Origin of the sequence: Halomonas sp. TP35, from assembly GCF_052375975.1 — a bacterium.
Classification (GTDB): domain Bacteria; phylum Pseudomonadota; class Gammaproteobacteria; order Pseudomonadales; family Halomonadaceae; genus Vreelandella; species Vreelandella citrativorans.
This window is the reverse complement of the sequence record NZ_JBQSUZ010000001.1, coordinates 520,274-538,686: the sequence shown is the minus strand read 5'-3', so window position 1 is coordinate 538,686 and position 18,413 is coordinate 520,274. Positions and strand designations below refer to the sequence as shown.

The 18,413-nt window shown below is 56.6% G+C and carries 17 protein-coding genes; 15 read left to right on the top strand and 2 right to left on the bottom strand.

All coding sequences use genetic code 11. The features are described from left to right. The first annotated feature begins 5 nt into the window (after positions 1-5). The 8 genes from ACT3RU_RS02475 to ACT3RU_RS02440 all read left to right on the top strand — a co-directional run bounded on the left by ACT3RU_RS02475 (position 6) and on the right by ACT3RU_RS02440 (position 6,326). Entirely contained in the window at positions 6-1,058 is a 1,053-nt protein-coding gene (locus tag ACT3RU_RS02475; protein WP_444621593.1) for a ChuX/HutX family heme-like substrate-binding protein, read from the top strand. After that, positions 1,055-1,924: a heme/hemin ABC transporter substrate-binding protein gene (locus ACT3RU_RS02470; protein WP_444621594.1), complete on the top strand. Its 870-nt coding sequence runs from the start codon at positions 1,055-1,057 to the stop codon at positions 1,922-1,924. Before ACT3RU_RS02475 ends, ACT3RU_RS02470 begins: the two co-directional genes overlap by 4 nt. Then, complete coding sequence (locus ACT3RU_RS02465; RefSeq protein ID WP_225734175.1) at positions 1,924-2,958, top strand: FecCD family ABC transporter permease; 1,035 nt, start codon at positions 1,924-1,926, stop codon at positions 2,956-2,958. Before ACT3RU_RS02470 ends, ACT3RU_RS02465 begins: the two co-directional genes overlap by 1 nt. Continuing rightward, entirely contained in the window at positions 2,952-3,713 is a 762-nt protein-coding gene (locus ACT3RU_RS02460) for an ATP-binding cassette domain-containing protein (RefSeq protein ID WP_192535739.1), read from the top strand. Before ACT3RU_RS02465 ends, ACT3RU_RS02460 begins: the two co-directional genes overlap by 7 nt. Before the next feature lie 31 nt (positions 3,714-3,744). After that, positions 3,745-4,326, top strand: a complete 582-nt coding sequence (locus ACT3RU_RS02455) for an RNA polymerase sigma factor (RefSeq protein WP_192535740.1) — start codon at positions 3,745-3,747, stop codon at positions 4,324-4,326. Continuing rightward, complete coding sequence (locus ACT3RU_RS02450) at positions 4,319-5,311, top strand: FecR family protein (protein WP_193054573.1); 993 nt, start codon at positions 4,319-4,321, stop codon at positions 5,309-5,311. The genes ACT3RU_RS02455 and ACT3RU_RS02450 overlap by 8 nt, the downstream gene beginning before the upstream one ends. Before the next feature lie 87 nt (positions 5,312-5,398). Next, positions 5,399-6,019 (top strand): biliverdin-producing heme oxygenase, encoded by a 621-nt coding sequence (locus ACT3RU_RS02445; RefSeq protein ID WP_192535742.1) that lies wholly within the window; start codon positions 5,399-5,401, stop codon positions 6,017-6,019. Positions 6,020-6,158: 139 nt separating this feature from the next. Continuing rightward, complete coding sequence (locus tag ACT3RU_RS02440) at positions 6,159-6,326, top strand: hypothetical protein (protein ID WP_444648738.1); 168 nt, start codon at positions 6,159-6,161, stop codon at positions 6,324-6,326. A gap of 62 nt (positions 6,327-6,388) precedes the next feature. Here ACT3RU_RS02440 and ACT3RU_RS02435 read toward each other — a convergent pair whose 3' ends face one another. After that, positions 6,389-6,601, bottom strand: a complete 213-nt coding sequence (locus tag ACT3RU_RS02435) for a hypothetical protein (protein ID WP_192535744.1) — start codon at positions 6,599-6,601, stop codon at positions 6,389-6,391. A gap of 436 nt (positions 6,602-7,037) precedes the next feature. Here ACT3RU_RS02435 and ACT3RU_RS02430 point away from each other — a divergent pair, with 436 nt between their 5' ends. From ACT3RU_RS02430 to ACT3RU_RS02405, 6 genes are all read left to right on the top strand, one after another. Then, positions 7,038-10,037 carry a TonB-dependent receptor gene (locus ACT3RU_RS02430; RefSeq protein WP_483392493.1) on the top strand — a complete coding sequence of 1,000 codons (3,000 nt, stop codon included), beginning with the start codon at positions 7,038-7,040 and terminating at the stop codon, positions 10,035-10,037. A 126-nt stretch (positions 10,038-10,163) separates the two neighbouring features. After that, positions 10,164-10,742: a heme acquisition protein HasA gene (locus ACT3RU_RS02425; RefSeq protein WP_096655132.1), complete on the top strand. Its 579-nt coding sequence runs from the start codon at positions 10,164-10,166 to the stop codon at positions 10,740-10,742. Between the two features lie 246 nt (positions 10,743-10,988). Continuing rightward, positions 10,989-12,779 carry a type I secretion system permease/ATPase gene (locus ACT3RU_RS02420; RefSeq protein WP_193056657.1) on the top strand — a complete coding sequence of 597 codons (1,791 nt, stop codon included), beginning with the start codon at positions 10,989-10,991 and terminating at the stop codon, positions 12,777-12,779. Further along, on the top strand, positions 12,776-14,140 hold the full coding sequence (locus ACT3RU_RS02415) for an HlyD family type I secretion periplasmic adaptor subunit (RefSeq protein ID WP_483392492.1): 1,365 nt from the start codon (positions 12,776-12,778) through the stop codon (positions 14,138-14,140). The genes ACT3RU_RS02420 and ACT3RU_RS02415 overlap by 4 nt, the downstream gene beginning before the upstream one ends. After that, positions 14,137-15,486, top strand: coding sequence for a TolC family outer membrane protein (locus tag ACT3RU_RS02410; RefSeq protein WP_193053385.1), 1,350 nt, complete (start codon positions 14,137-14,139; stop codon positions 15,484-15,486). Before ACT3RU_RS02415 ends, ACT3RU_RS02410 begins: the two co-directional genes overlap by 4 nt. 43 nt (positions 15,487-15,529) lie before the next feature. Beyond that, complete coding sequence (locus ACT3RU_RS02405) at positions 15,530-15,955, top strand: YbaN family protein (protein WP_193053384.1); 426 nt, start codon at positions 15,530-15,532, stop codon at positions 15,953-15,955. A gap of 29 nt (positions 15,956-15,984) precedes the next feature. On the opposite strand, the gene ACT3RU_RS02400 is transcribed toward ACT3RU_RS02405, so the two are convergent. After that, on the bottom strand, positions 15,985-16,671 hold the full coding sequence (locus ACT3RU_RS02400; protein WP_193053383.1) for a GntR family transcriptional regulator: 687 nt from the start codon (positions 16,669-16,671) through the stop codon (positions 15,985-15,987). A gap of 283 nt (positions 16,672-16,954) precedes the next feature. Here ACT3RU_RS02400 and ACT3RU_RS02395 point away from each other — a divergent pair, with 283 nt between their 5' ends. After that, a complete protein-coding gene (locus tag ACT3RU_RS02395; protein WP_193053382.1) occupies positions 16,955-18,349 on the top strand; it encodes an NAD(P)H-dependent oxidoreductase in 1,395 nt (464 codons plus the stop codon). Positions 18,350-18,413 lie beyond the last annotated feature (64 nt).

Here is an 18,413-nt window from a genome sequence, read left to right as displayed (position 1 = left end):
AGCTCATGACGCAATCCCAACAGATCGCTATTCTGGAAGCCTTTGATGCTGCGCGGGCGGCCCAGCCGCGCCTGCCCGCCATCGACATTGCCGAGCGTCTGGCTATTAGCGAAGGCGAGTTACAGGCGGCTCGCCTGGGGCGTGATGTATGGACACTGCCCCTGCCACCCAGTGAGATCGCAAGCTATCTGCCCACGCTTGGCCGCGTAAAATCGCTGACCCGCTCGCGCCTGGCCGTCCTTGAACAAACCGGGGACTATCCTGAACTGCGCGGTGGAGCCCAAACGGGACTACTGCTCGACCCCTGCGGTTTGGATCTTCGCTTGCTGTATTCCCACTGGCACTGGGTGTGCTTGATTCGCGATGCCATGCCTTCACAAGATGGCTCGGAGGAGTGGCGCTGGAGCCTGCAAATATTTAACCAGCATGGCTGCGCCGTGCACAAATGCTTTGCGCTAGAAACACCGCTTCCCAGCGCCTGGGACGCGTTAGCAGCACTCGGCACCCAGGACACTCCGGCGTTCACCCAGAGTGCACCACGCCTTAAACGCCCGCTTCCCAACGCCCCCGACCTTGCGAGCGAATGGGGAGCGATGCAGGACGTGCATCAATTCTTCGCTCTGCTGCAGCGCCATCGCCTGGAGCGTATTGAGGCCAACCAGCTGATGGAGGGCCACTACACCCGGGCGCTACCGGCTAACATACTGGAAAACCTGCTCCATCAGGCAAGCCAACACGCCTTGCCGCTCATGCTGTTTGTCGCCAGCCCCGGCTGCGTACAAATCCGCACGGGGACGCTGCCTACGCCCCAGCGCGCACGGGGTTGGCTGAATCTGTTTGGCGATAGCTTTACCCTGCACTTGGACGACACCGCCATTGATCAGGTGTGGCAAGTGTCTAAACCCAATCGTGATGGAGGCGTCACCAGCATTGAAGCGTTTGACGCACAAGGCGCATTAGTCCTGCAAATATACGCCGAGCGCCGAGAGGGCAATCCCGAATCCAGCGCCTGGCGACAGTTATTGAATGAGCTGCATCAGCGTGAGGCCGTGGCATGAAGCAGCCTGTTCGACTGCTGCCCGGCGTTTTGTTTGCGCTGCTGTTCAGCCTGGAAACAAGCGCCAGCGAACGTTGGGTTGTGCTGGGCGGCGATATTGCTGAAACGCTTTCAGCCTTGAAGGCTGACATTAACCTGGTCGCCCGTGACGATACGGTTCTCTATCCTGAGACCCTGACAGCGCTGCCCTCTGTGGGTTATTTACGCCAGCTCTCGGCCGAAAGCGTACTGTCGGTTCAGCCTGACCGTATCCTTGCCAATCAGCATGCCGGCCCTAAAGAAGTGCTTGAACAGCTGAACGCTGTCGGCGTTACGCTGGATGTGGTTAGCGCACCCGCGACGCTAGCGGCCATTGCTGAAAAGGTTCGCGCGGTGGGTAGCTACACTGACCGGCGTGAACAAGCCAACGCTTTAGCGCAAACCTTGACTGACAAGCTTGAATACCTGGCCGATTTGCCCCCCTTACCTTCAACCCGGGCGATGTTTATTCTCCAGCATAGTGGCTTAACGCCGCGCGCTGCCGGAAGCCAAACCGCGGCGCATACGGCACTTGAAGCCGTCGGGATGGAAAACGCCTTTGCAGCGATGGAGGGCTACCACAGTGTTGGCGCCGAGGCGTTGGTGCGCGAGGCACCTGAGCTGATCATTATGTCAGCGCGCGGTTTAGACGCCATGGGTGGCCCAGAAGCCTTATGGCAATTACCCGGCATGGCTCTTACTCCGGCAGGCCAAGCGCAGCGGTTAATCGTTATCGATGATCAGGCACTGCTGGGCTTTGGGCCACGGGCGCCCGACCAGCTGTTAGCCTTACGCCAGGATGTTGAAGCGCTGCTCAACGCCTCGCCCACTGCACTGGCTGCGCCGTAATGGTCAGCTTAACGGCTTATCGTCAGCGTACGATGCAACCGATGGGGCGCGCCCCACGAGTCCTTATCGGTCTAACGCTTGCGCTATTACTTGCCTTGGCATGGGGCGCGGCGTCGGGAGCGTTAGGGCTCTCCCCATGGGCACTGCTAAGCGGCAATGCCGATACACTCAGCACACAGGTTTGGTGGCAGCTGCGCTTACCGCGCTTGCTGCTGGGGGTTGTCGTAGGCGCCATGCTTGCGGGCAGCGGCGCTGCCATGCAGGGGCTATTTCGTAATCCTTTAGCCGACCCAACGCTGCTCGGCCTTGCCAGCGGTGCCGGGCTATTTGTGGCGCTATGGATCGTTATTTTTCAGGATAGCGCCGTCAACAGCCTTTACGGCCAGTTTGCTGCTGGCTTTTTGGGCGCGCTGAGCGTATGTGTCATCGTGTTTGGCTTGGCCAAACGTCAGGGTGGGAGTGCCGCCGTTATGACCCTGCTGCTAGCGGGCCTGGCGATTAACACTCTGGCCGGCGCTGCAGGTGGCGTCCTTGCGTTTATCGCCAGCGATGAACAGCTGCGCCAACTGAGCCTGTGGGGCATGGGCACGCTAACCCATGCCTTATGGCGAACCACCGCTATCGCCTTGGTACTGATTAGCTTGGCACTATGGATGCTAATGCGCAGCGCCAGCGAGCTTGACCTGCTTCAACTAGGCGAAACCACGGCCCATGCGGCGGGGCTGGACGCCAACCGCCTCAAACGCCGCATTGTCGTGGCCACCTCACTTGGCGTCGGGCTGTGCGTAGCCCTCACCGGTGTCATTGGCTTTCTTGGCCTGCTGGTTCCCCACTGCCTACGGCTTTGGCTAGGGCCCGGACACAGGTTACTCCTGCCTGCCTCAATGCTGGGCGGTGCTTTGTTATTAGTGGTCGCCGATACCTTGGCGCGCACGGTAGCCGCTCCTGCCGAGATCCCGGTCGGGCTGCTAACGAGCCTTTTGGGCGGGCCCTACTTTCTGTATCTGCTTATGCGCCGGAGCCCGTCATGCTGACCCTGCATCACGCGGGGCTAACCTCAATTCCCGCACTAGCGCCCATGAATGGTGAGATCCATCCAGGCGAACTGCTCGCGATTGTAGGGCCTAATGGCGCAGGCAAGAGCACGCTGCTCAGCATGCTGTCAGGCTATCGCCGCTGCGAGCAGGGCACCGTACAGTTGGATGACCACTTGCTACATAAATGGGAGATCACCGCGCTCGCCAACCGTCGTGCGCTTGTCGCTCAGCAGGAGCCTGTCGGCTTCGATTGGCGAGTGGAAGAACTGGTGTGTCTGGGGAGCAACCCCGATAAAGCACTCATCGCCGAACTACTCGATGACCTGGACCTCGTCCCGCTCGCCAAGCGCAGCGTACTCTCGCTTTCGGGCGGCGAGCGCCAGCGAGTGATGATCGCCCGCGGCGCCTGCCAGTTACTCTCGCGGCGCTCAGACGCTGCCAGGGATGGCGGCCTACTTCTGCTGGATGAACCCACCAGCGCCTTGGATATCGGCCAGCAGCAGCGGCTAATGCGTCAACTACGCACTTGGGCCACACGGCATCATATGGCCATCGTATGCGTCCTACATGACCTGAACCTGGCCGGCACTTACGCCGACTGCGTTTGGTTACTGCAAAAGGGACAGCGTATAGCGCATGGTAAACCCCGACACGTTTTAAAGACTACGACCATCGCCAAGGTGTATGGAGCGGAACTTTACTGCATCCAAAGCGACATGGCGTTGGCTCCTCTTATTACCCTTGCGCCGTGATTTTTTTATTAATGAGATGAGCAAGCCTCGCATGACCAAAACTTCTTCTGCTCTGCTTCGCATGTTTCTTAACGAGCGGCATCGTCTTATAAAACGTATCAAGCAGGTTGTTGGTAGCACTAGTGTTGCAGAGGATCTGGCACAAGACACCTTTGTTAAGCTGTGGCAACGCCCCTCTAAAGAAACAGATACTGCTGGCTTGCTACACCGCACGGCGCACAACCTAGCGCTGGACTATTTACGATCCCAAGGGGTGCGTAAGCGTCATCAAACTCAAGAATTTAATGCCACTATTGATGAGCCCCCTCAGGAGCCAAGTCCAGAACAAATTGCTCATAAGACTCAACAGTGGCAGAAACTAATCGATCAATTAAATACCCTTCCCCCCAGAACTAAACGCGTATTCCTACTCAATCGAATTAGCGGTGAGACCTATCAGGCTATTGCCGAGCGCTTGGGCATTTCTGTTAGCACGGTTGAAAAAGACATGATGCACGCGATGCGCCAGTGTCGTAAATGGAAAAAACAATCAATCAATGAGGAAAACATTCAGTCCACTCGTTGTATTAATAACAACAGGCCACGTTCCCAGGAAGGGTTAGACCGTGACTAAACCAAACGAACCTTTGAGCCAGCCAGCGCCATCGCCTGCAATAGATGACGCCACCATGGATGATGCCATCGCTTGGTATCTTAAACTCAAGGATGCAAGCGTCACCCAACATGATCAACAGGCGTTCAACGCGTGGCTACAACAAAGCCCGCTTCACCACTTTGCGTATCAAGAAGCGAAACAGCTTTGGCAGGATATTGAAGCCCCCATTCGCCTGTTTCACCTTCAACAGTCTGCCACGCCATCCAAACGGCGGAATGAACGACCGTGGGGATGGGCAGTCGCTGCCCTATGCATGCTCGGCTTGCTGTTGAGCCTTGAACTATGGCGTGAACCAGCCAACTGGGATCGACTGACAGCCGATGCCGTCACGACACCAGGGCAAATGAAACAACTTCTACTGGCAGACGGCTCGTCTCTTTTACTGGATGGGAATAGCGCGCTGGACATTGAGTTTGACGAAACCTACAGAGGACTAACGCTAAGACGCGGGCGATTATGGGTTGATGTTACGCAAGATGCCCAGCGCCCCTTCACCATTACCGCTGGCGAAGCATCGATAAAGGTTATCGGTACTCACTTTGCTGTGATGCATAGCACTGACAGTGTCACCGTGACGGTGGCAGAGGGGCAAGTAGCCATTACAGACAGTCAAGGACACCAAGCCCTGTTGGGTGGCGGTAAGCAAGTGGCACTTATCAATGGCGAACTTGGCCCTGTCTCACCGGTAGCTCTGCCTGTAGCACTTGGCTGGAAGGAAGGAAGAGTTGTATTCGATGACGCAGGAATGAGTGAGATCGTTGCTCAATTGGAACGCATGCTACCAGGCCGCCTACTACTCGATACTCACGCTTTTTCTGACGTACGTCTTTCCGGAAGCTTCCCTGTCGACCAGCCGGAGGCTCTGCTTTCAGCCTTGACTCATGTATCTGACATTGAGGTTCATCGCTTACCCGGCGATTTACTGTGGCTACGCACGGGGTGAAGTACTCATAGGTAATACACGCACACACGGGGATTGCGCCTCCATTTACGTCCCTGATTTCATTCATCTCACTAAAGAGAACGACTCATGGAAACACTTCTTTCCCCTTCAAGAGAGACGAATACTCTCCCCTTGAGCAAGCGTCTAAAGTTGGATACCCATACTGCTCATGAACATGTTGATAAAGCCATTATGGAACTCGCCCCTTTTGCCAGCCTGGAAGGCTACAAGAGATTTCTAACGGTTCAATATCAGTTCCAACGTCACACTGAAGTGCTTTATCTTCAGCCTGAGCTGAACGACTGGCTGGAAGGGCTGGCCGAGCGCAGTCGTTACCAAGCAGTGATCAGAGATTGCCAGGATCTTGCCCTCAACCTCGATGACTTGACTGACGATGCTCTCTCAGTACCCGCTATCGAATCTCAAGCGGCTGCGGTTGGCTGGCTTTATGTCAATGAAGGCTCGAACCTGGGTGCGGCTTTTCTGCTCAAATACGCCAGCCAACTTAACCTCTCCATCAATTTTGGTGCCCGTCACCTCGCCCCCAGCGATGCAGGACGTGGGTTGCACTGGCGCCGCTTCACTGCACAGCTAGACGCCATCCCGCTCTCTGAAGAACAGGCAAACGAAGCCTTAAACGGCGCCAGAGCGGCCTTTACTTTCGTTAAATCGCTGGCCTCTAACGTACTAACTAATAACCAAAAATAACGCCAAAAGAAGCGTTACTAAAACGATATAACGGGGAATTTTAGTGAACCAGACTCTACAGGGACACTCGTCCAGATTGCTTGTATACGCCTTTCCTGCCGCCTCTCTGTTGCTCAACTGGTGGGCAGCCAGCTTATTCATGATTTCACTGATAAGCGGGTGTTTAGGCTCACTCTATGGGCTAATGACAGAAACACCTAGCGTATGGATTTCGCTAATGATCGCCTTGGCAAGCGGCGTTTTTCTGCATAGCGTGCTGATCGCAGTTGCATTGACGATTGCCGTGACCGCCGAACAAACCTGCTGATGCAGTTCGCTCAACTACAAACGGCGGCTGCAGAAACTGAGCGCAACACCTTAGCGAAATGCTCAGGTGTTGCACTCAGTTTTTGCAGCCAAGCGGTAATGTACGCCGAGATAAGGCACATAATTGCGGAAATTAAACACCTTGGACTCATGAATAGTCACCAACCCGTGCACTTCTTTTCGTGTTATACCCTCTTCATTGGGAGTTATAAAACCACCATCGTTAAAAACGATACAATTACTTCCGCCATGAATGACAAAAATATCGTCGCCCATGCCACCCATTCGCATACCGTCTATGGTGAAGCCTCCACCAAGATAAACGCCTGAACCATGCCCGCTCCCTCATACCGGGAGGGAGGCATACGGTGATATCATCCCACTCGATTTCCTGAGCCATACCATCCCCCCCTTGAATGTACCTAATCTGCCTTTGATTTGATCACCATAAAATATAAACAATCTCAAATATAAGCAAATATCAATTGCAATTGATTATGATTAACCCCGAAGTTGAACGAGGGGTATATAACGCATGCTCGTATGCCCAGAGGGAAACCTGCATGCATGGCATGCCACGCATCGCGTCCCATACCACGGCCCCACAAAATAATTTGGCAAAAAATTTATTTCAGATGAGGGAAATTCTCATCCCAATCGTTAATTAAGATACAAACGATTATTATTAGCGTAACAAGGGAGCTTTATTTCAATGCATTTTAAGGTTTTTTCCCGATCCCCAATCACTGCCGCTGTGATACTGGGCCTGCTTGCCGCGCAAACTCAGGTATTGGCACAGGCCCAGCCCTCTGTACCGAACTCATCCAAGGCGCTGCAGCAAAATCCTTTGCAGCAGCGCTACACGTTCGACCTGCCCGAACAGCACCTGCTCTACTCGCTGGGTGAATTTACCGCTACCACGCAGATTGCTGTCGTCCGTCAGGATGGCCAGCCCATCAACGGTACCGCACCGGCCTTACGCGGCGAAATGACTGCCGATGAAGCACTTCGCACACTGCTAGCCGACTCATCACTGACCTTTTCATACCGCAATGGCAGAACGGCAGAACTACTGGAACCAACCACCTCAATCACCGTGGGCAACCAAACAGCCTTTAGCACTCTGACCGTATCGGCAGACCGTATCGGTGACGACTGGGTCTATCATGAGCCACGCTCGGTAAGCGTGATCACGCGCGAACAGATTGATCGCACGCCGCCGCGCCACGCCGCCGATATGCTGCAGGAGACCCCTGGTGTCTACAGTGCCGTCAACGCCCAGGACCCGGGGCTCTCGGTCAATATTCGGGGCATGCAGGACTTTGGGCGCGTCAACATGATGGTCGACGGCATGCGCCAGAACTTCAACGACAACGGTCACCAACAGCGTAACGGCACCATGTATGTCGATTCCGAGCTGCTCTCGGACGTGGTGGTCGAGAAGGGGGCCAGCACGGGCGTGCATGGTGCGGGGGCCATCGCCGGCAGTGCCAACTTCCGCACCATCGACGTGGATGATGTTCTTCTACCGGGTAAAGATATCGGCGTGCGCTTACGCGGCATGACTGGCGTCGGTGGCCGCAGCAATGGGGTCAACTTCATCGGCAGCGCAGCCGTGGCGGGACGCTTTGGCGACCGTTTGGAGCTCTTGGCGGCACGCAGCAACCGCAACTTTGGCGAATTCGCCCCCGGCCGCCGTCGACCAAACTACGATTTTCTTACGGTAGGTGTTCAGGATGAGTTTCATAAAGACATCGTTCAGGATGTCGACCGAGTCCGCTTCACCGACAACGAGCAGGACTCAAACCTGTTCAAGGCACGCTTTCATATCGATGACGACCAGTCACTGACGTTTTCCTACCTGGGTACCGAACTCTCTTACAACAACGTCTCGGATCGGCAGATAATGAGGGCTGGTGAGGTGGTCGACGGCGATGATGCCTGGCGCCGCTTTGGCGACGCCAGTACAACCTCCGACTCGGTCAGCCTGCGCTATAACCTTAACCCCTCCTCCCCTCTGATCAACCTGGAGGCTAACGCTTACTTCGTTTCAACAGAAGGGCAGCGTTATACCGAAGCTGGCCGGCCCGTGGTGCTAAACGGCACCGATATGACCGAGCTTAACTGGATGATGGGCGTCTGTGAACAGAATCCCATCCCAGATAATGCATATAGCGCCTGCCGGGCGGGGCTTGACAACAATAACCGCACTCAAATCGATACCTACGGCTTTACGCTGGAAAATACTGCACATTTTGCACTCGGCGGGATTGATGGTTTCTCTTCCAATCACGGGGTCGAATACTTTATCGACAAAGGCGAATCGACGACGACGCAAGAACGCGGCGGGCGGCAGTTTGGTGCCAACGACAACACCATGCAGCCCAACGGTGAACGCAGTATTGCCAGCGCCTTTGGCAACTTACAGTGGGAAGATGAGACGTTTACTCTGGCAGCGGGGCTGCGCTATGACTACTACAAGCTCAAGGGCTCAACTCAACTGCCGGGGGCGGAGTGGACATATAATGATCGCTATGCAATGGCGCTGAGATACGCGCAGTCCAGATTAAATAGCGCAGAAAGTAAGTGTCGCAGTCCGTATCTTTCAGAGGCGCAACGCCAAAGAGCGTGTGATCGAATTCCTCAAGAGCAGGCATACGTCAATGATCCAACCACTTTTCCTAACTATCAGACCAGCAACAACTTCAATCCAATGTGGCAATCAGAAACCGTGCTGCATGACTATGACGTCGATAACAGCATGGACAAGCTTCTGCCAACGCTATCCGCAGCCTACCGTCCTAATGAGAACATCGAGCTATTTGCCAACTGGGGCCGAGGCTGGCGACCACCGGCACTCACCGAAACTCTGATGCAGGGCAGCCACCCTGGTGACCCTTTTGCAGTGCTATTCCCTAACCCCCATGCACAACCGGAAACCTCGCGCAGTTGGGATCTAGGCGCCAACTTTACTGCCCAGGATCTGTTTAAGGGTGGAGATCGTTTCTTCAGCAAGCTCTCCTACTACGATACCCGGGTGGACAACTACCTGATTACCTCCATGGTTAACGTAATGCCGGGGCAGCCGGGTACGGGGCTGGGCCACACCATGTTCGTGCCCAACTTGCTGCCCATGGACTTCCGTGGTTTGGAGCTGGAGATCGATTATGACGCCGAGCGCTGGTACACGCAGGCCAACTATACCCATGTTCTGGGCAGCGACAATGCCTTCTGTCAGAGGATCTACCCGCTGGGAAGCGGATGGATTCAACAAGATATGCCCAATGAAGATGGCAGCTACCCTGACGCTCACTATGAAGCAATCGAAGCGGGCTACGAGTCCCGCGAGGATCAACTCGATAACCAAACCTATTGCGGCATTGATGTGATCGGTATGAACAGCGCCCGTCAGTTGCCGATGGATCGCGGCAGCCTCACCTTCGGTACCCGCTGGTTCGGCCAGCGCCTGGATGTAGGCACCCGCCTTAACTACAGCGCCGCGGGCGGCCCGGAGGATTTCGACTTTGACCTGTGGCCCAGCTACGTCACCTGGGACCTCTACGCCAGCTATCAGGTCAACCCTAACCTGCTGCTGCGCGCCACCATGCTCAACGTCCGCGACCGCAACTACGTGACCGGCTACTCGGATATTTTCTCCAAGAGCTATGGGGCAGGCCGCACCCTAATGGCCGGGGCAGAACTGCGTTTTTAATTTCATGACAGCGCTATTGTGCTGTTAACGAATATGCCCGCCAAGCGGGCATACAGGGCAGGTAACTCACCTTGCCTGCCAACTCACGGCCTCAAGGCCAACATTGTTATATAAAGGAGATTGAAAATGTCTATTAGCTATACCTACGATGAAAACAACTTCCCAGAGCTTTTCATCCCTGGCTCATCATTGGAAAGCCTACTACTTGAATTTGAGGAATCAGGCGCACCCGGCGAGCATAGTGACGATAACCCGGGCGGTATCAATGAAGGTGGATTCTTCACCAACGGAGTAGGCTCGGGCCTAGCGGGTGATACCTATGCCATGGCCAATAACGAAGGTGCGTTTGCCTTCTCAGCCACCGGGGATCTCTCCTATAACTTCGCTGATCATGCTCTGACCGGCACCCTAGAGAGCCTCACGCTGGGCTCACATCTCCTCAATGGCGAAGTCGTCAATGACTTCATTACCTTCACCTTCGACGATCCCATCGTCGCCAGCCATAACGGTCGTGGCAACGAAGTGCACGACATCATCTGGGGCTTGATGAACGGCTCGGTGGAAGGTGCCGATGACAGCGCTGGCACTGGCACCAACGGCGGCTTATTGGCGGTGCTGGACGATGCAGGCCTTCTCGGCGATGCCATCCCAGCTTCCGTCACTGGCGTATCTACCAGCGAATTCGATTTCGCCCTGGCTGCGTGAACAACGCCATCGCTATAAACACCTAATAAAAAAGGAAAGGGGAATCCCCTTGCCGCAACGTTCAAACACCGCGTCAGGGGCGTTATGCCTTGGCGCGGTGCCTCGGCATTCTCGCCAGATAAGACGAGAAGTCAAGCAGAGACGTGACCAAAGCACTAATGAGAGAACGAATTCGAGACGAATGGCTGGGCCTCAAGGTTCAAGCACATTCGTTGTTTTGTCATGTCATTTTCAGGACACGCCACCATGCCCGCGCCCCCTCGCCGCCAGTCAGGTAATGAACTAAATCAAGCACTCGGCCGCTATCGCGGCACACTGCGCTCGGTAGGGCTGTTCAGTGCGGTTATCAATCTGCTGATGCTAGTGCCGCCGCTGTATATGCTGCAGGTCTATGATCGCGTACTGGCTTCCGGCAATACCACCACGCTAATGATGCTAACGGGCATGGCGCTGGGGCTGTTGGCGTTAATGGGTGCCTTGGAGTACATACGCAGCCTGGCAGTCATTCATATTGGCGAACGCTTCGATGAACAACTGGGGGAGCGGGTTTACGCGGCGGCCTTCGAGCGCGGGCTAAGCGGCCAGGCAGCCCAGGCGGGGCAAGCCACGCGGGATCTTGATTCGCTGCGCCAATTTATCACCGGCCACGCGGTATTTGCGTTCTTCGATGCCCCCTGGTTCCCACTGTATTTGCTGGTGATGTTTATGTTCCACCCGTGGATTGGTTGCCTAGCGCTAGTGGGTGCCATCGTGCTGATCGGTCTGGCATGGCTCAACGAGCGACTTTCCCAGCCGCCGCTACGTGAAGCAGGCAAGCTTTCCGTACAGGCGAATGCCATGGCAGAAGCGCAACTGCACCATGCTGATGCCATCGAGTCGATGGGTATGCTGTTGGCCTTTACCCGCCGCTGGTCGCACCTGCACGATGGCTTTGTCGCGCTGCAGGGGCTGGCCAGCGAGCGTACCGCGCTGGTTACTTCTATCTCCAAGAGCCTGCGCATTGCGTTACAGTCACTGGTATTGGGGTTGGGCGCTTGGCTAGCGATTGGCGGGCAGATCAGTCCTGGTACGATGATCGCCGGGTCTATTTTAATGGGCCGTGCGCTCAGCCCTATTGATCAGGTGATCAACGCTTGGCGGCAATGGACCTCTACACGGCTGGCTTACCAGCGCTTGGGTAACCTGCTAACAGTACACCCGGCCCGCCAGCCAGGCATGGACCTCCCTGCCCCGCTGGGCAAGCTTAATGTGGAGCCGGTAAGCGCCATGCCGCCAGGCGGAAAGATACCCACGTTGGTTCAAGTGGGCTTCCAATTGGAAGCGGGCAGCGTGCTCGGTGTTATCGGGCCTTCGGGGTCAGGCAAATCTACCCTGGCCAAACTGCTAGTGGGTGTTTGGAAGCCGAAGGTCGGCACCGTGCGGCTGGATGGTGCCGATATCAAGGGCTGGAACAGAGCGCTACTGGGGCCACATATCGGCTACCTGCCTCAGGATGTCGAGCTGTTTGCAGGTAGCGTGGCGGAGAATATCGCTCGCTTCAGCGAACCGGACCCCATGAAGGTCGTCGAGGCCGCCAAAACCGCGGGCGTACACGAACTGATTCTGGCCCTACCCAATGGCTACGACACCTACTTAGGAGATAGTGGGATCGGCCTTTCGGGAGGGCAGCGCCAGCGTATTGCCCTAGCGAGGGCGCTCTACGGCCCCCCAGCACTCGTCGTGTTGGACGAACCCAATGCAAACCTTGATGACGCCGGTGAAAAAGCACTATTGGAAGCGTTACAGCGACTGCGTGAATGCCACGTTACGGTGGTGCTGATTACCCACCGCCCTCAGGTACTCAAGGCCACTTCTCACTTGCTAGTACTACGTGAAGGCCACCTGCAGAAGTTCGGCCCCACTGAAGAGATCTTGCAAGCCTTGAACACTGCCCGCCAAGCGGTAGCTCCTGCCAATGGCGCGATGGCCACTCCGTATGCGCAAAGCGCTTATAGCTACGGCAATGTTTCCATCAATCGTCAGGAGCAGCGCGCATGACCCTTCGCGATATCTCGCAGTCGCCACCTGATGCAAAACCACACACCTCCTCAGCCATACCGGACTGGCAAGCACTCGCCATGCGCCGTAAGCGACGACCGCTTCGCATAGGGAGTTGGCTGCTACTGGGAGGCTTAGCACTGTTTGTGGCCTGGGCAGCCTGGGCACCGCTGGATAATGGTATCGCCGTGCCTGCCACGGTGGTGGTGTCGGGGAACCGCCAAGCGATCGAGCATCCTACCGGGGGCACGGTCGAAAGGCTCTGGGTGCGCGATGGTGATCGAGTGGATCAAGGGCGGCCGTTGGTTAGCCTGGATACCACGCAGCTGCAAAACGAGGCCGAGGTGCTGCGCTTGCAGCACGCCTCGGCGCTGGCGGAAACGGCGCGCTTGGAAGCCGAGCGCGATGGGCAAGCGAGCATCACCTTCCCACCCGAACTCATGCCCTCGGGCGATGCCGATATTGATACTCTCGTCAGCCAGCAGCGCCTGCTCTTTGCCAGCCGCCGCAGTGCCCTCGACGCCGAACTCGCGGGGCTTGCGGCCAGCCTTGCCGGGCAACGCGCTCAAGTGACCGGTCTCGAAGCTTCGCTCAGTCAGCAGCGAACACGCCTTGACGTGCTCAGCGAGCAGCGGCGCAACCTGAGCGAGCTAGCATCGGGAGGCTACATACCACGCAACCGAATGCTGGAGTTCGAAGGCAGTTACGTCCAGTTGCAAGGCGACATTGCCAGCGCCAACGGCACCCTGCAGCAAACCCAACGCCAGATCGACGAGCTTGAGCTGCGCCTGACCCAGCGCCAGGAGGAGTATCAGCGCGAAGTGGGCGAAGCGCTGGCTCAAGCCCGCCTGCGCGGCCAAGAAGCCGCCGGGCGCATGGCCAACAACGCCTACGAACAAGCGCACGCGGTGATTCGTGCCCCGCGCTCGGGCCGCGTGGTGGGCTTGGCCTTGCACACCGAGGGCGGCGTGGCACAGCCCGGCAGTCTGCTGATGGAGATCGTCCCGCAAGACGAGCCATTGCGCGTGGAGGGGCAGCTTCCCGTCGACCAGGTCGACCGCGTAGCACCGGGCCTGCCGGTAGAGCTTGCCTTCACCGCGTTCGAGCGCAGCAGCACGCCGCGCGTTCCGGGCACGGTTACGCAGGTCTCCGCCGACCGCTTGGTCGACGAGGTCAGCGGCCTGCCTTACTACCGCCTGGAGGTCGAGGTCGCCAACGACGACCTGGCAGTGCTGGGCACAGCGCCGCTAAAGGCGGGCATGCCAGTGGAAGCATTCATCCGTACGGGCGAGCGCTCACTGCTCAACTATCTGCTCAAGCCCCTGTTCGACCGGGCACGCATGGCATGGGGGGATGCATGAGGTTGTTACGTTCAACGGCGGTGAAACTTAGCATCGGCTGCTGGCTCTGCCTACCACTGGCTGCCCAGGCACTGGATTTCCAGACCGCTTACGACTACGCCCGCCAATACGATCCTACTTGGCTTGCTGCACAAAACGCCCGCGATGCCGGGCAGCAGGAGCGTGCCCTGGGGCGCTCGCGGCTGCTGCCTACGCTCGGCTACCGCTACTCCTACGCGCATAACCACTCTGAAGTAGAGCAGTCGACCCCGCTGGGCACGACCACCAACGACATGCGCTACTCAAGCCACACCTCGGCAGTGACTCTGACCCAGCCGCTACTGGATGCGGCGGCTTTCGCCCAGTATCAGGCAGGCAGGGCGCGTGCCGAAGCTGCCGAGGCAACGCTCGACCGCGCCTATCAAGCACTGGCCGTTCGTGTGCTCCAAGCCTATACCGATACCCTCTACGCCGAGGACGACATCGCCTTGGCCGAAGCGCACCTGCGGGCATTGGAAGAGGAGTCGGAGAAAAGCACCCAGTTCGTCGCCTATGGTGAGGGCACGCGTACCGATCAGTTGGAAATTGCCGCACAGATGCGACTGGTCGAAGCGCGCCTAATCGAAGCCGAGGACCGCTTGCAGGACGCACTCAACGCACTCGACCTGCTCATCGGCCAACGGCCTGCTTCCCCCCTGGCACCGCTTCGCCCAGACGCCTGGGCAGTGCTGGCGGAGCAGGCACAAGCCAGTGCCTCCACGTTAGACGAGTGGCAAACCTTGGCACTGGCCTACAACCCGGAGCTTGCGGCACAGCGCAGCGCCCTGGATGCCTCGCGCCATCAGGTGCATGCCCAGTACGCAGGCCACTTGCCCACGGTGCAGCTTTATGCCCGCAGCCAGATCTCCGACTCCAGCAGCGAGAACACCATCGGCCAGCGCTACGATACCAACAGCATCGGCGTCGAAGTCAACCTGCCGCTCTATTCGGGTGGGCGGGTCGTGGCCGCCAGCCGCCAGGCACAGAGCACCTTCGAACAGCATCGCCACGAGTTGGATGCGACCACAGCAGAAATTCTCAACGACGTAGAACGCCAGTACCGGCTGGTGCGTAGCAGCCAGCGGCGCGAAGAGGCGTACCGGCAATCCGTCGAGGCCGCCACCCAGCGCGTGGAAGCGACACAGCGTAGCCTGGAAGGCGGCGAGCGTACCCATCTGGACGTGTTGGATGCCGAACACCAACGCTTCGAGGCGTTGCGCGATCTGGCGCGGGCTCGCTACGATTACCTAGTGGCCTGGCTGAGCCTGCGCTGGCAAGCGGGGCAACTTGACGACAGCGATATCGCCCAGGTAGCGAACTATTTCTAAACGATTTCCGGCGATACTGCCGAAGCCTAGAGAGCCACGACACATGAAAGAAACGCCCCCTTCATCGACATCGCCCCAGCGTGAGCCTGCACGCAGCCCGCTGGCCCGCGCCCTATGGGTAGCACTGGCCGCGCTGAGCTTCGGCATTGGAGTCGTAGGTATTTTCGTGCCACTACTGCCGACTACCGAGTTCATGCTCGGGGCGATCTACTGTGCTTCCAAGGGCTCGCCACGCTTCGAAGCCTGGATTCGTTCGCGGCGCTACGTGGGGCCATTGATCAAGAACTGGGAGTGCGAGCGCGCCATTTCACGTCGCGCCAAGTACGTGGCGGTGAGTAGCATCATCGCCAGCGCCATGCTGCTGCTCTGGCATTTGGGGGAAGGCTGGTTGCGCTGGGCCATCATCGCACTGCTGGCCGGGGTGGCGGTATGGCTGGCAACGCGCCCAGAGCCCACCAAGCAGGATTGATGTGGCAATAAAGATTGCCCAGGACGAGACTAGAGGGTCAGGTTTTCCGGCTGACCGATATCTTCCTCACCGTTCGTGTACTTTATCCACGTTTTACCCAGATGGTTGCGCAGTTCATCGCCGACGCGTGCGGCGTCGCGGGCCTCCAAGGCCGCCATGATGGCCTCGTGCTCCTCCATGGCTTTCGCCCATTTATCGTTCTTTTGATTGGACAGATAGCGCACCCGATAAAGCTGCCGACTGAGGTTGGCGTGTATATCAATTAGGGTCGTGTTCCCCGAAAGCGCCACGATCCGGTTGTGGATATCCTGGTTAAGCCGAAAGTAGTTCTGCCGATCCCTTCTTAAGAACGAAGCTTTCATTTCGTAATGCAGCGCCTGTAACTCAGCAATATCTTCGTCGCTAGCCCTGACACACGCCAGTTGCGCGGCTGACTGCTCAAGGACGCTTAATACATAGGCCTTTTCTTTCATATCCGCAGCGCTGACATCCGCAACCACAGCCCCGCGGTTGGGGGAAATCACCACTAAACCTTCTGTCGCAAGAATCTTGAGCGCCTCGCGTAGCGGCGTACGCGACACTTGTAACTCAACTGCCAGCGTGCGCTCGGGTAACCGCTGTCCCGGTTGGAAATGATCCATGACGATATGTTCGCGCAAATAATGCGCGACTTTTTCAACAAGCCCGGCGTTATGGGTTGGAGCGATATCTTCCATGGAGTTGTTCACTTTGATTAGCGTCTATTAATAATGGCATACCAAAAAACTCTTTTCAAATAATCACATATAAAAAAACACTCCCTCAATAACACTTAAGCCATTGATTTAAAGAAAAACAAATCTACCAACGACTAAAGTATCATCCTTCTAGCGTTGACCTCTCTAATGGTATACCACTAAATTTCACATCTATATATTACGCCTACGTTGAAAAAAGAAGCATCTATAAGTTCATGGCCACTGTAAAAATACTTTTGCCAAACATGGAATGCCATTATTTATGAATTACTTACAACACTTTCATACGACCAAAATAGTTGAAGTCTGTATCGCGGGCGCTGGTGATTTTGGTCGTGGCGTATTGCGTCAAGCCCGCCAGATGCCAGGATTGTCAGCGCGTATTGCGATCGACATCAATCCTGAAAAGGCGGCTGAAGCCTTTCGCCACGCGGGTTTTCCCAGCACAAAAATAATGGTATGCCACTCTACGAGCGATGCCGAAGACGCTTGGCAGAAAGGCTTTTTCATTGCCACAGCTTCTTTCGATACGGTCGCGGCACTTCCGTTCGATATTCTGGTTGAGTCTACCGGCATTCCTGATGTCGGCGCCCATTATGCAGAAGCGGCCTTACTGGCGGGTAAGCATGTCGGTATTGCCACCAAGGAAACCGAGTCGGTTGTCGGACCCTACCTGACTCGCCTGGCCGAAGACCAAGGACGCCTTTTCACGCCGCTGGATGGCGACCAGCCAAGCCTGCTGATTGGCCTTGTCACATGGGCCAAAACGCTGGGGTTTGAGATCATTTCTGCTGGCAAGAGTAGCGAATACGACTTTATCTGGGATGAAGCGCAAGGCACCGTGACCTGTAATGGCACCCAGTACGATGCCACTGAAATTGCCGCCCTCTGGAAGCTTGACGATAGCGATGCACGCACCACAGTCAAATCCCGCGGCGAGGCCTTGTCAGCTATTCCGCAGATTTCCGTGCCTGACCTGTGTGAGATGGTCAATGTTGCCAACGCTACAGGCCTACAGCCAGATCTGCCTGAATTTCATGCCATGGTGCTCAGAACCATAGAAGTGCCCACGCTTCTGGATACCCAAGCAGAAGGCGGTGTTCTAAAAGGTAATGAGCGCCTTGAAGTCTTTAACTGCCTGCGCCGCCCAGATGAGCTGAGCTTTGCTGGCGGTGTGTTTGTAGTGGTGCGCTGTGAAGACCCGCATGTCTGGACACTGCTGCGCGATAAAGGTCACGTACTAAGCCGCAGCGGCAATAGCGCCATGGTATATCTGCCACGCCATTTGCTAGGCCTGGAAGCGCCCATCTCGCTGCTGGATGTGGTACTCAACGGCTTAACGTCCGGTGGCGGCCATGCCACCACCCCTAAATTCGACCTGACTGCGCGCGCCACCCAAGCGATCAAGGCGGGCCAGCGGCTCGAGATGAAGGGCCATCATCGGCACATCGAAGGGCTGCGTCCGGAGATTCACCCCGCTGCGGCGCTTTCAGATGACGCCAAAGTCCCTTTTTATCTGTTACCAGGCGCCGAAGTTATTCGCGATATCGCACCTAACCAACCCATTACTTTAGCCGATGTCACGTTACCACCTTCTCGACTACATAAGCTGCGACTTAAACAGGACAAGCTGTTTTACGCAGGCGACAGCCAGTAACTAACGGTAGAGTGCCTTTAAGGTGCTCTACTTCGCATATTGATGGACCCTAAAAGCAACAATA